The sequence below is a fragment of the Oceanicella sp. genome, assembly GCF_056449545.1.
This window is the reverse complement of the sequence record NZ_JBWOMN010000118.1, coordinates 25,646-40,666: the sequence shown is the minus strand read 5'-3', so window position 1 is coordinate 40,666 and position 15,021 is coordinate 25,646. Positions and strand designations below refer to the sequence as shown.

Annotated in this window: 9 protein-coding genes; 8 read left to right on the top strand and 1 reads right to left on the bottom strand. The window is 66.7% G+C overall.

The window, feature by feature from the left end; all coding sequences use genetic code 11:
* Nucleotides 1-75 precede the first annotated feature (75 nt).
* The 8 genes from AC1HC7_RS15585 to AC1HC7_RS15550 all read left to right on the top strand — a co-directional run bounded on the left by AC1HC7_RS15585 (nt 76) and on the right by AC1HC7_RS15550 (nt 13,031).
* The gene (locus AC1HC7_RS15585) at nt 76-1,683 is read left to right on the top strand and encodes an MFS transporter (RefSeq protein WP_479498033.1); all 1,608 of its coding nucleotides are present in this window, start codon (nt 76-78) and stop codon (nt 1,681-1,683) included.
* Between the two features lie 66 nt (nt 1,684-1,749).
* A complete protein-coding gene (locus AC1HC7_RS15580) occupies nt 1,750-5,514 on the top strand; it encodes a nitrate reductase subunit alpha (protein WP_479498034.1) in 3,765 nt (1,254 codons plus the stop codon).
* A 3-nt stretch (nt 5,515-5,517) separates the two neighbouring features.
* Nucleotides 5,518-7,056 carry a nitrate reductase subunit beta gene (gene narH / locus AC1HC7_RS15575; RefSeq protein WP_479498035.1) on the top strand — a complete coding sequence of 513 codons (1,539 nt, stop codon included), beginning with the start codon at nt 5,518-5,520 and terminating at the stop codon, nt 7,054-7,056.
* Nucleotides 7,056-7,796 carry a nitrate reductase molybdenum cofactor assembly chaperone gene (gene narJ, locus AC1HC7_RS15570; protein ID WP_479498036.1) on the top strand — a complete coding sequence of 247 codons (741 nt, stop codon included), beginning with the start codon at nt 7,056-7,058 and terminating at the stop codon, nt 7,794-7,796. The genes narH and narJ overlap by 1 nt, the downstream gene beginning before the upstream one ends.
* Nucleotides 7,797-7,805: 9 nt before the next feature.
* Nucleotides 7,806-8,489, top strand: a complete 684-nt coding sequence (gene narI, locus AC1HC7_RS15565) for a respiratory nitrate reductase subunit gamma (RefSeq protein WP_479498037.1) — start codon at nt 7,806-7,808, stop codon at nt 8,487-8,489.
* Between the two features lie 21 nt (nt 8,490-8,510).
* Entirely contained in the window at nt 8,511-9,353 is an 843-nt protein-coding gene (locus AC1HC7_RS15560) for a peptidylprolyl isomerase (RefSeq protein WP_479498038.1), read from the top strand.
* A 67-nt stretch (nt 9,354-9,420) separates the two neighbouring features.
* Nucleotides 9,421-10,731 carry a molybdopterin molybdotransferase MoeA gene (locus AC1HC7_RS15555; RefSeq protein WP_479499195.1) on the top strand — a complete coding sequence of 437 codons (1,311 nt, stop codon included), beginning with the start codon at nt 9,421-9,423 and terminating at the stop codon, nt 10,729-10,731.
* 215 nt (nt 10,732-10,946) lie between these two features.
* Nucleotides 10,947-13,031: an alkyl/aryl-sulfatase gene (locus AC1HC7_RS15550; protein WP_479498040.1), complete on the top strand. Its 2,085-nt coding sequence runs from the start codon at nt 10,947-10,949 to the stop codon at nt 13,029-13,031.
* 72 nt (nt 13,032-13,103) lie between these two features.
* Here AC1HC7_RS15550 and AC1HC7_RS15545 read toward each other — a convergent pair whose 3' ends face one another.
* Nucleotides 13,104-14,990, bottom strand: coding sequence for a cobalamin-dependent protein (locus AC1HC7_RS15545; protein ID WP_479498041.1), 1,887 nt, complete (start codon nt 14,988-14,990; stop codon nt 13,104-13,106).
* Between the last annotated feature and the right edge of the window lie 31 nt (nt 14,991-15,021).

The following is a 15,021-nucleotide window of genomic DNA, read 5'->3' as shown; positions in this document are numbered from 1 at the left end:
CGCAGGCGCACGCATCTCCGGCGGGCTGCGAAACAGCCCGCCGCAACCCGCATACGAAGCATGAGGAGAGAGACCTTGGGACAGGATCTCAGAAACTGGAAGCCGGAGGACGAGGAGTTCTGGAACTCCACCGGCAAGGCCATCGCCACGCGAAACCTGTGGATATCCATCCCCAGCCTGCTCTGCGGCTTCGCCGTCTGGCTCTACTGGGGCATCATCACGGTGCAGATGCTCAACCTCGGCTTCCCCTTCGCCAAGTCCGAGCTGTTCACCCTCGCCGCCATCGCCGGGCTCACCGGCGCGACCCTGCGCATTCCCTCGACCTTCTTCATCCGCATCGCCGGCGGGCGCAACACCATCTTCTTCACCACGGCGCTGCTGATGATCCCCGCCGCGGGCGCCGGCATCGCGCTGCAAAACCCTGACACGCCGTTCTGGCAGTTCCAGGTGCTGGCGCTGCTGTCGGGCATCGGCGGCGGCAACTTCGCCTCCTCCATGTCCAATATCAGCTTCTTCTTTCCCAAGAAGGTGCAGGGCTACGCGCTGGGCATGAACGCCGGCCTCGGCAATTTCGGCGTCACCACCATGCAGATCCTGATTCCGCTGGTGATGACCTTCGCGCTGTTCGGCGGCGAACCGATGATCCTGCAGAACACCTCGGGCACCCTGATCGGCAAGATCCCCGCCGGCACCGAGACCTACCTGCACAACGGCGCCTTCGTCTGGCTGCTGTTCCTCGTGCCGCTGGCCTTCGCCGGCTGGTTCGGCATGAACAACATCCGCGACGAACACGTGTCCCCCGACATCCCCGGGCCGCTGGGGGCCTTCGCCATCATCGCCTTCATGCTGCTGATCGGCTTTGCCGCCGCCGCCTTCGGGCTGTGGCTGCTGCTGCCCGAAAGCGTCAGCGGATCGGGGCTTGGCGTGTCCAAGTGGATCGTGCTGCCGATCGTCATCGCGCTGACCGTGTTCCTGCTGAAGATGATCCCCGGGCAGGTGGGCAAGAACCTGACCCGGCAATACAAGATCTTCGGCAACAAGCACACCTGGGCGATGACGGTGATCTACACCATGACCTTCGGGTCCTTCATCGGCTATTCGGCGGCCTTCGCGCTGGCGATCAAGGTGGTGTTCGGCTACCAGCATGTCGAGGTCGACGGCGTGCTGACCCATGACCTGGCCAACCCCAACGGCCCCAGCGCGCTGATGTTCGCCTGGATGGGCCCCTTCATCGGCGCCCTGATCCGCCCGCTGGGCGGCATGCTCGCCGACAGGATGGGCGGCGCCAAGGTGACGCAGATCATCTCCGTGATCATGGTGGTCTCGGCGCTGGGCGTGGCCTGGTTCCTGCAGCGGGCCTATGCCTCGGCCACCCCCGAGGATTACTTCTACCCCTTCATGGGGCTGTTCCTGATCCTGTTCGCGGCCACCGGCATCGGCAACGGATCGACCTTCCGCACCATCGCGGTGGTGTTCAACCGGGAACAGGCCGGGCCGGTGCTGGGCTGGACCTCGGCCGTGGCCGCCTACGGGGCCTTCATCATCCCCAAGGTGTTCGGCGAACAGATGGGCGCCGGCACCCCGGAATACGCGCTCTATGGCTTCGCCATCTTCTACGGCGTGTGCATCGTCATCAACTGGTGGTTCTACCTGCGCCCCGGCGCATACGTGAAGAACCCCTGATCCTGCCCCCTGAACCTGCGCGCCGGCCTTCGCCGCCGGCGCGTCCTTTCAGCACGGAGACCTGACATGAGCCACCTGCTTGACCGGTTGAATTTCCTCAAGCCCCGCAGCGTCGGCAGCTTCGCCAACGGCCACGGCGACACCACCAGCGAAAACCGCGACTGGGAAGACAGCTACCGCAACCGCTGGCGCCACGACAAGATCGTGCGCTCCACCCACGGCGTGAACTGCACCGGGTCCTGCAGCTGGAAGATCTACGTGAAATCGGGCATCGTCACCTGGGAAACCCAGCAGACCGATTATCCGCGCACCCGCGCCGGCATGCCCAATCACGAACCCCGCGGCTGCGCGCGCGGCGCCTCCTACAGCTGGTATCTCTATTCCGCCAACCGGGTGAAAACCCCGCTGATCCGCGCCCGCCTGCTGAAAAGCTACCGCCGGATGCGCGCCGACAATTCGCCGATCGAGGCCTGGCGCAAGCTTCAGGAAGACCCGATCCTGCGCGCCGAATACACCAGGCTGCGCGGCAAGGGCGGCTTCGTGCGCGGCGACTGGGAGGAGGTCACCGAGATCATCGCCGCCGCCAACGCCTACACCGCCAGGACCTACGGCCCCGACCGGGTGTTCGGGTTTTCCCCGATCCCGGCCATGTCCATGGTCAGCTACGCCGCCGGCTCGCGCTACCTGTCGCTGCTGGGCGGCACCTGCATGAGCTTCTACGACTGGTATTGCGACCTGCCGCCGGCCTCGCCCATGACCTGGGGCGAACAGACCGACGTGCCCGAAAGCGCCGACTGGTACAATGCCGGCTTCCTGCTGCTCTGGGGGTCGAACGTGCCCCAGACCCGCACCCCGGACGCGCATTTCTACACCGAGGCGCGCTATCGCGGCGCCAAGTCGGCGGTCATCTGCCCCGACTATTCCGAGGCGGCGAAATTCGGCGACATCTGGCTGGCCCCCAAGCAGGGCACCGACGCGGCGCTGTCCATGGCCATGGGCCACGTGATCCTGCGCGAATTCCACCTCGACCGCCAGGCGCCCTATTTCGAGGAATACGCCCGGCGCTATTCCGACATGCCCATGCTGGTCAAGCTGGACCAGCGCGACGGCCGCCTGGTTCCGGGGCGGATGCTGCGCGCCGATGATTTCGACGACAAGCTGGGCCAGGACAACAACCCGGAATGGAAGGTGATCGGCATCGACGCCGCCACCGGCGACATGGTCGCGCCGCACGGCGCGGTCGGATTCCGCTGGGGCGAGCACGGCAAGTGGAACCTTGAAGAACGCGCCGCCGCCAAGGACGGGGAACGCGACGCCGAACTGCGCCTGTCCCTGATCCTCGAAGACGACCATGACGAGGTGGCCGAGGTCGATTTCCCCTATTTCGGCGGCGAGGCCAGCGAGCATTTCACCAAATGCCGGCATCCCGACGTGCTCACCCGCAACCTGCCGGTGAAAAAGCTGCGCCTGGCCGAGGGCGAGACCTACGTCGCCACCGTCTTCGACCTGTTCTGCGCCAATTACGGGCTGGATCGCGGGCTGGGCGGCGAATTCGTCTCCGCCGACTATGACGACGACCTGCCCTTCACTCCCGCCTGGGCCGAAAAGATCACCGGCGTGCCGCGCGACAAGATCATCGCCGTGGCGCGGGAATTCGCGCTCAACGCCGAAAAGACCGAAGGCAAGTCGATGGTCATCCTCGGGGCCGGTCTGAATCACTGGTACCACATGGACATGAACTACCGCGGCATCATCAACATGCTGGTGATGTGCGGCTGCGTCGGCAAGTCGGGCGGCGGCTGGGCCCATTACGTGGGCCAGGAAAAGCTGCGCCCCCAGACCGGCTGGCAGCCGCTGGCCTTCGCGCTCGACTGGGCGCGCCCGCCGCGGCACATGAACGCCACCTCCGCCTGGTACGCCCATACCGACCAGTGGCGCTACGAGACGCTGGAGGCCAAGGAAATCCTGTCCCCCACCGCGCCCGAGGGCGACTGGACCGACGCCAGCCTCATCGACTACAACATCCGCGCCGAGCGCATGGGCTGGCTGCCCTCCGCCCCGGCGCTCAAGACCAACCCGCTGGAGGTCGCGAAGGCGGCGAAGGCGGCGGGCAAGGACATCGCCCCCTACATCGCCGAAAAGCTGAAATCCGGCGAACTGGAAATGTCCTGCGAAGACCCGGACGCGCCGGAGAACTGGCCGCGCAACCTGTTCGTGTGGCGCTCCAACCTGCTGGGGTCGTCAGGCAAGGGGCATGAATACTTCCTCAAGCACCTGCTGGGCGCCGATCACGGCGTTCTGGGCAAGGATCTGGGCGCGGAGGGCCGCACCAAGCCGATCGAGGCGAAATGGCATGACGCGGCGCCCGAGGGCAAGCTCGACCTGCTGGTGACCATCGATTTCCGCATGTCCACCACGGCCGTCTATTCCGACATCGTGCTGCCCACGGCCAGCTGGTACGAAAAGGACGATCTCAACACCTCGGACATGCACCCCTTCATCCACCCGCTGCAGGCGGCGGTGGACCCGGCCTATGAGTCCAAATCCGACTGGGAGATCTTCAAGTTCATCGCCAGGAAATTCTCCGAGGTGGCGCCCGAGGCGCTGGGCGTCGAGACCGACGTGGTCGCGCTGCCGATCCTGCACGACACCCCGGCGGAGATCGCCCAGGACCAGGTGCGCGACTGGAAGAAGGGCGAATGCGATCTGATCCCCGGCGAGACCGCCCCGAACTACATCGCGGTCGAGCGGGATTATCCCAACCTCTACAAACGCTTCACCGCGCTGGGGCCGCTGATGGACAAGGTCGGCAATGGCGGCAAGGGCATCGCCTGGGACACCAAGCCCGAGGTCCGGCGCCTGCGTGATCTCAACGGCGTGGTGACCGAGGACGGGGCCACGAAGGGCATGGCCAGGATCGACACCGCCATCGACGCCTGCGAGGTGATCCTGATGCTGGCGCCCGAGACCAACGGCGAAGTCGCCGTCAAGGCCTGGGAGGCGCTGTCAAAGATCACCGGGCGCGAACATGCGCATCTGGCCAGGCCCAAGGAAGACGAAAAGATCCGCTTTCGCGACATCGCCGCGCAGCCGCGAAAGATCATCTCCTCGCCCACATGGTCGGGGATCGAATCCGAAGATGTCTGCTACAACGCCGGCTACACCAACGTGCATGAACTGATCCCCTGGCGCACCCTGTCGGGGCGCCAGCAGCTGTATCAGGACCACCTGTGGATGCGCGCCTTCGGCGAGGGTTTCTGCACCTGGCGCCCGCCGGTGGACCTGAAGACCATCACCCATGACGTGAACACCGCGGCGCGCGACAACGAAAAGCACGTGGTGCTGAACTTCATCACCCCGCATCAGAAATGGGGCATCCATTCGACCTATTCGGACAACCTGCTGATGCTCACCCTCAACCGGGGCGGCCCGGTGGTGTGGATGTCCGAGGATGACGCGAAGACCGCCGGTCTGGTGGATAACGACTGGGTCGAGGCCTACAACGTCAACGGCGCGCTGACCGCCCGGGTGGTGGTGTCCCAGCGCATCAAGACCGGCACGCTGTTCATGTATCACGCGCAGGAAAAGATCGTGAACACGCCGGGCTCCCAGCAGACCGGGCTGCGCGGCGGCATCCACAACTCGGTGACCCGCACCACGCTGAAGCCGACCCACATGATCGGCGGCTACGCGCAGCAATCCTACGGCTTCAACTATTACGGCACCGTGGGATCGAACCGCGACGAATTCGTCATCGTGCGCAAGCTCACCAAGGTCGACTGGCTCGACAATCCCGCCAAGCCCGATCTTTCCGCGAAGAAGGAGGCCTGATCCATGAAAGTCCGCGCACAGATCGGCAAGGTGCTGAACCTCGACAAATGCATCGGGTGCCACACCTGCTCCGTCACCTGCAAGAACGTCTGGACCAGCCGCGAGGGCGTCGAATACGCCTGGTTCAACAATGTCGAAACCAAGCCCGGCATCGGCTATCCCAAGGATTGGGAAAACCAGAACCGCTGGAACGGCGGCTGGACCCGCAACCGCCTGGGCAAGCTGCAGCCCAGGCAGGGCGCCAAGTGGCGCATCCTCGCCAACATCTTCGGCAATCCCGACCTGCCCGAGATCGACGATTTCTACGAACCCTTCGATTTCGACCACGACCACCTGAAATCGGCGCCCGAGATGGAGGCCTTCCCCACCGCGCGCCCGCGTTCGAAGCTGACCGGCCTGCGCATGGAAAAGATCGAATGGGGCCCGAACTGGGAAGAAATCCTCGGCGGCGAATTTTCCAAGCGTTCGAAGGACTGCAATTTCGAGGGCGTGCAGAAGGACATCTACGGCGAATACGAAAACACCTTCATGATGTATCTGCCGCGGCTGTGCGAACACTGCCTGAACCCGACCTGCGTCGCATCCTGCCCCTCGGGCGCGATCTACAAGCGCGAAGAAGACGGCATCGTGCTGATCGACCAGGAAAAATGCCGCGGCTGGCGCATGTGCGTCTCCGGCTGCCCCTACAAGAAGATCTACTACAACTGGGAATCCGGCAAATCCGAGAAATGCACCTTCTGCTACCCGCGCATCGAAAGCGGCATGCCGACGGTGTGCTCGGAAACCTGCGTCGGGCGCATCCGCTATCTGGGGGTGATGCTCTATGACGCCGACAAGATCGAGGAGGCCGCGGCCGCCGCCAGCGAAATGGATCTGTATGACGCCCAGCTCGGCCTGTTCCTCGATCCCAACGACCCCGAGGTGCAGGCGGCGGCGCGGCGCGACGGCGTGCCCGAGGCCTGGATCGAATCCGCCCGGCACAGCCCGATCTGGAAAATGGCGATGGACTGGAAGATCGCCTTCCCGCTGCATCCCGAATACCGCACCCTGCCCATGGTCTGGTACATCCCGCCCCTGTCGCCGATCCAGAACGCGGCCGAGGCGGGCAAGATCGGCATCGACCGGGACATGCCCGACGTGCGGTCCCTGCGCATCCCGGTGCGCTACCTCGCCAACATGCTCACCGCCGGCGACGAGGCCCCGGTGGTGGCGGCGCTGGAACGCATGCTGGCCATGCGCGGCTACATGCGCTCGAAAACCGTGGACGGGGTGATCGACATCGGCATCGCCAAGCGCGTCGGCCTCGACCCTCAGGACATCGAGGACATGTATCGCACCATGGCCATCGCCGATTACGAGGACCGCTTCGTGGTCCCCACCACCCATCGCGAAAACGTGCAGGACGCGCTGGAGCTGCGGTCGGGCTGCGGCTTCACCGACGGCAACGGCTGCTCCACCGGGTCGAGCGGCGGCAAGCTGTTCGGGTCGCGAAAATTCGTCGTGCCCCAGACCGAAACCGCCGCGCCGACGGAGGCCTCGTGATGATCGCCCCCTTCAAGGCGCTGTCGGCGCTGCTGAGCTATCCCAGCGCCGATCTCAAGGCGGCGCGGGGCGAAATCGCCCAGGCGCTGGCGGCGGAGGCGATCCTGCCCCCCGCCGCGCTCGCCGCGCTCGCGCCGCTGCTCGACGATCTGGACCGGCTGGACCTCTACGAATTGCAGGAACGCTACGTGCTGCTGTTCGACCGCTCGCGCACCCTGTCGCTGAACCTGTTCGAGCATATCCACGGCGAAAGCCGCGATCGCGGCCCGGCCATGGTGGACCTGCTGGAAACCTACCGGGCCGGCGGCTTCGATCTGGCCAGCGCCGAACTGCCGGATCACCTGCCGATCCTGCTCGAATACCTGTCCGCGAGGCCGCTGGCCGAGGGGCGCGAGATCCTGGCCGAGGCCGGGCACATCGTCGCCGCGCTGGCCGAACGCCTGCACCGGCGCGAAAGCCATTACGCGGCGGCGCTCGACGCCATCGCCGGCATCGCCGGGATCGCCGGGGCCGACGACGCGGTGCGCGAACTGCTCAGCGTCAAGGACGACGACCCCGAGGATCTGGAGGCGCTCGACGATGTCTGGCAGGAAGCCGAGATCACCTTCGGACCCGACCCCGGCGCCGGCTGCCCCGCGACCCGCGATCTGCTGGCGAAGATGGATCCGAGAATGGAGGCGGGCATGACCCGGACTGCGCCCAATCCCCAGCCGGCCCCGGCCGGCGCGGCAAGCAACTAGGAGGCGGACATGCACGATTTCTTCTTTGGAATCTATCCCTACATCGCCCTGTCGGTGCTGTTGATCGGCTCGGTCGCGCGCTACGAACGCGACCCCTACACGTGGAAATCCAGCTCCTCGCAGCTGCTGCGGCGCAAGCAGCTGATCATCGGCTCGGTGCTGTTTCATGTCGGCGTGCTGATCATCTTCTTCGGCCACCTGATCGGGCTGCTGACGCCGATCCAGATCTTCGAGGCCATCGGCATATCCCACGGCGCCAAGCAGCTGCTGGCGGCGGTGGGCGGCGGCGTCGCCGGGCTCGCGGCCATCGCCGGCGCGATCATGCTGGCGCATCGCCGGATATCCGACCCGCGGGTGCGGGCCAGCTCCAGCTTCGCGGACACCGCCATCATCCTGCTGCTGATCGCGCAGCTGGCGCTTGGCCTGGCCTCGGTGCCGATCAGCCTCGCGCATCTGGACGGCGGCGAGATGGTCAAGTTCATGTCATGGGCGCTGGGCATCTTCACCTTCGACAGCCAGGCGGCGAGCTACATTCAGGACGTCAACCCGATCTTCAAGCTGCATATCGCGCTGGGCCTGACGATCTTCCTGATCTTCCCGTTCACCCGACTCGTGCATATGCTCTCGGCGCCGGTGCGCTACCTCTGGCGGCCCGGCTACCAGATCGTGCGCACCCGGCGTTCGCGGACCTGACCCCCCGTTGAGGACAAGATCATGAGCAAACCGCTGTTCCCCGACGTTGTCGTCAACGGGCAGACCATAGCTTCGGCGGCGATCGCCGCCGAAGCCCAGAACCACGCCGCCCCCGCCGGCAAGCCGGGGCTGGCCTGGCGCGCCGCCGCCAGGGCGCTGGCGATCCGCGCCCTCTTGCTGCAGGAGGCCGCGCGCCTCGGTCTCGACCCCGACCCCCAGCTGATCGACGAGGGCCGGCGCGAAACCGACGACGACGCCCTGATCCGCGCCCTGCTGGAAACCGAAGCCGTGCCCGAGGACGTGACCGACGCCGCCTGCCGCGCCGTCTACGACGCCCGCCCGCAGGCCTTCCGCGCCCCCAATCTCTACGACCCCGCGCATATCCTGTTCGCCGCCGACCCCAGGGATCCCGGCGCGCGCAAGGGGGCCCGCGCCCGCGCCGAGGCGGCGCTGGACATCCTCGCCCGCCGCCCCAAGGCGTTCAGCGAACTGGCGCAGGAAAACTCCGACTGCCCCTCCAAGGCCAATGGCGGTTCGCTGGGCCAGATCGGCAGCGGCGAAACCGTGCCCGAATTCGACGCCGCGCTGGAAACCATGGCCGAGGGCGAAATCAGCGCCGCGCCGGTGGAGACCCGCTACGGCTTCCACCTGATCCGCCTCGACGCAAAGGCGATCGGCGCGCAACTGCCCTTCGAGGCGGTGAAGGCGCAGATCCGCGAAAAGCTCGAACAGATCGCCTGGGCCCGGGCCGCCAACGCCCTGACCGGGCGTCTCGCCGCGGCCGCCCGCATCGAGGGCGTCGACCTTTCCCGGCCCGCGCCGCGCCCCGCCAGAGACCCCGCGCCCCTGGCCGCCGCCCAATAGCCCCAGCCGCCCCCGACCCGGCGCAGCCGCGCCGGGGGCGGCGGCGCAAGCGCGCAGGAGACGCACCGTGACCGCCACCCCGCCCGCCACCCCGCCCGCCACCCCGCCCGGGGCCCCACCCGGATTCGATTGCGATTCCGCCCCCGTCAACGGCGTCCGCGCCGACCTGATCCCCGTGGACGTCACCCGCGCCAAGGGGCTGGCCCTGGCCCGCCCGGTGACCGAGATCGAAACCGTGGCGCTGACCGAGGCCGCGGGCCGGGTGCTGGCCGAAACCATCGCCGCGCCTTTCCCCCTGCCCCCCTTCGACAATTCCGCCATGGACGGCTACGCGCTGGACACCGCCGGGCTCGCGGGCGAGGGCCCGTGGCGGCTGCGCGTCGCCGGGCGGGTGGCGGCCGGGGATGATGCCGCCGCCGCCGGGCGGGTGTCCCCTGACACCTGCATGCGCATCCTCACCGGCGCCCAGATCCCCGCCGGCGCCGATGCGGTGATCATGCAGGAACACGCCAGGCGCGACGGCGATCGCGTCACCCTCGATTTCGCCGTCGCGCAGGGGCGCAACATCCGCCGCGCCGGCGAAGACTGCGCCGCCGGGGCGCCGCTGGTCCCCGCCGGGCGGGAACTGGGCGCGCGCGAAATCGGCGCCGTGGCCTCGGTGGGGCTGACCGCCATCCCGGTGCGGCGCAAGCTGCGCATCGCGCTGTTCTGCACGGGCAGCGAGCTGCGCCAGCCGGGCCTGCCGCTGGCCCCCGGCAAGATCTACAATTCCAACCGCTACATGATGCTCGCCGCCATGGCCCGCCCCTGGACCGAGCTGCGCGATTTCGGCGCCGTCGAGGACGACCCCGACAAGCTGCGCGACGCGCTGCGCGACGCCGCGCGCAGCGCCGACATCGTCGTCACCACCGGCGGCGTGTCGGTGGGCGACGAAGATCACATGATCGAACAGCTCACCCGCGCCGGCGGCCGCGTCGAAGCGATGAAGATCGCCATGAAGCCCGGCAAGCCGCTGGCGCTCGGCGCGTTGGGCGACGCGATCTATCTGGGCCTGCCCGGAAATCCGGTGGCCGCCTTCACCACCTGGCAGGTCATCGGCGCGCCCATCGCCGCCAGATGCGCCGGGCTGACCCGAACCGAACCGCCGATGCTGAGCGTCGAGATCGCCGAGGGCTTTTCGCGCCGCCCCGGGCGGCGCGAATACCGCCCGGCGCGCATCACCGGGCGCGCCGCCACCGGGCGCCCGGTGGTCGAACTGCTGGACCCGTCGTTCTCGGCCAAGATCTCGCTGATCTGCCGCGCCGACGGGCTGGCGATCATCCCCGCCGATCGCGACGCGCTGACAGCGGGCGAGCGGCTCGATTTCATTCCGCTCTAGGCGCGAAGGATTGCCGCGCGGGCGACGCGCTCACGGATCGCCTGGCGCGCCGCCCGTCGAAAATGCGCGGGCCGGCGGGCGGGCCGGCGGGCGGGGTGGCGGGCGAAAATACCCCAATAAAGGTAATTTAGTGGCACGCTCGCAATCTGGAATTCAGAGTCTATACTGGCCTCTCGAAATCAACAGGCACGACATTCTGTAGAGGCGACCCATCCATGCTGAACCCGATTCGACGCGACATTCTTTCAGCGGCCTGCCTGGCCGCGGCCACGTTGGCGGGCGCGTCCCCAACATTTGCCGCGGACGGCGCGGCGGGCGGGCATTTCGACAAGAAAGGCCACCCGCCCTCGAGTTTCACCATCGAGAAGCAGCAGCTGCTGCGCGACACCCTTCCCTTCGCCGACGAGCGCGATTTCGAGGAGGCCAAACGCGGCTTCATCGCCGCGCCGCCCTACAAGAAGATCATGGCCGAGGCCGGCAATGTCGCCTGGGACATGGAAAGCTATGACTGGCTGCTGAAGGGCGAGGTCTTCGACAGCATCAACCCGTCATTGCAGCGTCAGGCGACCCTGAACATGGGCTACGGGCTGTTCGAGGTCGTGCCCGACAAGATCTACCAGGTGCGCGGCTACGACCTCTCCAATATCAGCTTCGTCAAGGGCGACACCGGCTGGATCGTCCTCGATCCGCTGACCGCCAAGGAAACCGCCGCCGCGGCGCTGGCCTTCATCAACGAACAGCTCGGCGAACGCCCGGTGGTCGCGGTGATCTATTCGCATTCGCACGCGGATCATTTCGGCGGCGTGCGCGGGGTCGTCGACGAAGCCGACGTGCGATCGGGCAAGGTGCAGATCATCGCGCCTGAAGGCTTCTTGGAGGAGGCGGTCGCCGAGAACGTCTACGCCGGCAACGCCATGAACCGGCGCATGTTCTTTCAATACGGCGTGCTGCTGCCGCGCAGCCCCTACGGCCATGTGGACCAGTCGATCGGCAAGAACACCTCCGCCGGCAAACTCGGCCTGATCGCGCCCAACGTGACCATCGAGGACGATCTCGAGGAGATGGTCGTCGACGGCGTGAAGATGATCTTCCAGAACACCCCGGGCACCGAGGCGCCCGCCGAAATGAACACCTACCTGCCGGAGACCAGGGCCTTCTGGGCGGCCGAGAACATCACCGGCACCATCCACAACATCTACACCCTGCGCGGCGCCAAGGTGCGCGACGCGCTCAAATGGTCCAAGGAAATCAACCGGTCGCTCTACCTGTTCGGCCAGGAGGCCGAGGTGATGTTCTCCGCGCATTCATGGCCGCGCTTTGGCAACGACCGCGTGCAGGAGGTGATGCGCACCCAGCGCGACACCTACGCCAATCTCAACAACGGCGTGCTGTTCCTGGCCAATCAGGGGGTGACGATCAACCAGATCCAGAATGTCTACAAGGTCCCCGAAAGCCTGCAGGGGCAATGGGCGGCGCGCTCCTATCACGGCTCGGTCGAACACAACGCGCGGGCGGTGATCAACCGCTATCTGGGCTACTGGGACGGCAACCCGGCCACGCTGACCCCGCTGTCGCCCGAGGATTCGGCGCCGCTCTATGTGGAGATGATGGGCGGATCGGCGCCGATTCTGGCGCGCGGACAGGAATTGTACGATGCCGGCAAATACCGGTTGGCGCAGGAGATCCTCAACAAGCTGGTCTATGCCGAACCGGACAACCAGCCGGCCAAGGATCTGCTGGCCGACGCCTTCGAACAGTATGGCTACCAGAAGGAAAGCCCGAGCGTGCGCAACAGCTTCCTCGCCGCGGCCTACGAACTGCGCAACGGCATTCCGCAGGGCGCGACGCCGGACACCGCCGGTCCCGACATGATCAAGGCCATGTCGACCGAACTGTGGCTCGACTTCCTCGGGGTGCGCATGGACAGCGAAAAGGCCGCGGGCATGGCCTTCGTCATCAACCTCTCGCTTCCCGACATCGACGAGAAATTCGTCCTTGAGATGAGCAACGCCACGCTCACCAACATCGAGGGCTACCAGTCGGATGACGCGGATCTGACCGTGACCATCAATCGCGCCGATCTGGAGCAGGTGATGATGGGCGCGGCCTCGTTCGACGACCAGATCGCCGCCGGCAAGGCGACGCTCGACGGCGACCGCAAGCCCTATGACCAGCTCAAATCGACGCTGATCCAGTTCGAGCTGGGCTTCGAGCTGATGCCCGGCACCGGCGGCGCCAAGTTCTCGCGCCAGCGCACGCCGTTCCAGCAGGCCCAGCCGGCCAATTCCTCCGGCGGCTAGGCGTTCGCGCCGCCGGCTCTTTTCGGGCGCCCCGATTCTCGGGGCGCCCTTTTTCTTGCGCCTTGCCCCCGGTCAGGACGCCGCTGCGGCCCGGGGCTCGCCAAGCTCGCCCCGCGCCGCCAGCGCATGCACCAGCGCCACCGCCCCCGGCGCGTCGGCGCCGTAGCCGTCGGCGCCGACGGCGTCGGCGAATTCCTGAGTCACCGGGGCGCCGCCGATGATGATCGGGAATGCCGCCCCCGCCTCGCGGAACCGGCGGATCACCTTGCCCATGTTGGGCATGGTGGTGGTCAGCAGCGCCGACAGCCCGATCACGTCGGGGTTGAGCGCCAGCGCCTGCGCCAGGATCTCGTCGCTGTCCTTGTTGACGCCCAGATCCACCACCTTGTAGCCGGCGCCCTCCAGCATCATGCCCACCAGGTTCTTGCCGATGTCATGCACGTCGCCCTGCACCGTGGCCAGCATCACCAGCCCCTTGGGTTTGGCATTGGTCCGGCTGAGCAGCGGGCGCAGGACCTCCAGCCCGCCCTTCATCGCGCGGGCCGACAGCAGCATCTCGGGCACGAAGATCGTGCCGTCGGAAAACATGCCGCCGACCTCCTCCATCGCGGCGATCAGCGCGTCGTCGAGGATCGCGCCGATGGGGATCCCCGTCGCCAGCGCCCGGTTGACCGAGTCGAGCGCCGCGACCTCGTCGCCGTCGATCACCTGTTCGAACAGGTCGTCAAGCAGCGCGTCCTGATCCGCGCCGAGCCCGCTTTGCGCCTGCGGCGCCGGGTTCGCCGCCGCCGCCTTGCGCCCGAATTTCTCGTATTCCGCCGCCTCGGGGGTCCCGCTTTCGCGCAGCCCCGCCCAGGGGCGTTCGCCGCGCCGGTATTTTTCGATCGCCGCCACCGAGGCGCGGACATGCTCCACCGGGGTCTCGGAACTGAAATTGCACAGATACAGCAGGTTCTTGCCGCCGGGCTCGGCGATCTCCAGATATTCGTGGATGCGTTTCTCGATCGCCTCCGCCGGCCCCTGCGCCAGCAGGTTGTTGGACACGCCGAACATCACCGGCAGGTCGCGCTCAAGCGCGAAATCCTTCGCCCCCTGCGCCCCGACCCGGAACAGGTCCGGATCCTGCACCTTCAGATACAGCGGGTTGGCGCGCAGCTTCAGCGCCCAGAAATCCCGCTGATCCTCGACGAAACTGTCGCCCCACCAATTGTCGACGATGGCCTTGCCGCCGGTCAGGTCGCGCAGGCGCTCGATATAGCGCAGCGCGAAATCCTCCAGCATCTGCAAGGATATGAACGGCAGCGACGCCACCGCATCGCTGCCCGGCGCCACCTTCACGCCGGGAAACCGGCGCAGGAAATCGTTGATGTAGGGGGCCAGCACCTCGTCGGTGAGGTAGGTCATCACCCGATGCACGTAAGCCGGGTCGTCGCGCATCGCCAGCACCAGCGCCTCGAAGGTCATCACATGCGAGGCCAGCGTGAAGGGCGCGCAATACACCAACGAGGGCTCGACCCCCGTCACCTCGCGAAACAGGCTCGAAACATCCATGGCGAAGGGCACCCGCCCGGCCCCCAGATCAATGGGTTTCAGCCGCGCCAGGTCCTTTTCGCACGTCACCAGCGGCGCGGTGTTGTCGATCGCCGGGGTCAGGTCGTCAAACGTCACCAGCTTGCAGCCGATGGCCTCGGCCTCGATGTTGTAGGCGTCCCAGCACAGGTCCGGCGTGTCGAATCCCAGGTCATGCGCGGTCTTCATCGCCCCGTAGACGAATTTTTCCGGGTTCGAATAGAATTCCCAGGCGTTATACCCCATGAACCGCATGTTGAATTCATGGCATTGCTGCACGAAAGGGATCTGCGCGGCCCCGCCGGTCTCGAACCCCCGCGCCAGAAGATCGTAGCCGCCCGAAAAATCGAACTGCGAATAATCGAACTGGGAACAGTCGTGTCTGGTCATGGTTTCGGCCCTCGCCCGTCGCGCCCGCATC

Coding starts and splice junctions, on each gene's coding strand:
- AC1HC7_RS15580 (WP_479498034.1), top strand. CDS start 1,750: ATGAGCCACCTGCTTGACCGGTTGAATTTCCTCAAGCCCCGCAGCGTC.
- narH (WP_479498035.1), top strand. CDS start 5,518: ATGAAAGTCCGCGCACAGATCGGCAAGGTGCTGAACCTCGACAAATGC.
- narJ (WP_479498036.1), top strand. CDS start 7,056: ATGATCGCCCCCTTCAAGGCGCTGTCGGCGCTGCTGAGCTATCCCAGC.
- narI (WP_479498037.1), top strand. CDS start 7,806: ATGCACGATTTCTTCTTTGGAATCTATCCCTACATCGCCCTGTCGGTG.
- AC1HC7_RS15560 (WP_479498038.1), top strand. CDS start 8,511: ATGAGCAAACCGCTGTTCCCCGACGTTGTCGTCAACGGGCAGACCATA.
- AC1HC7_RS15550 (WP_479498040.1), top strand. CDS start 10,947: ATGCTGAACCCGATTCGACGCGACATTCTTTCAGCGGCCTGCCTGGCC.
- AC1HC7_RS15545 (WP_479498041.1), bottom strand. CDS start 14,990: ATGACCAGACACGACTGTTCCCAGTTCGATTATTCGCAGTTCGATTTT.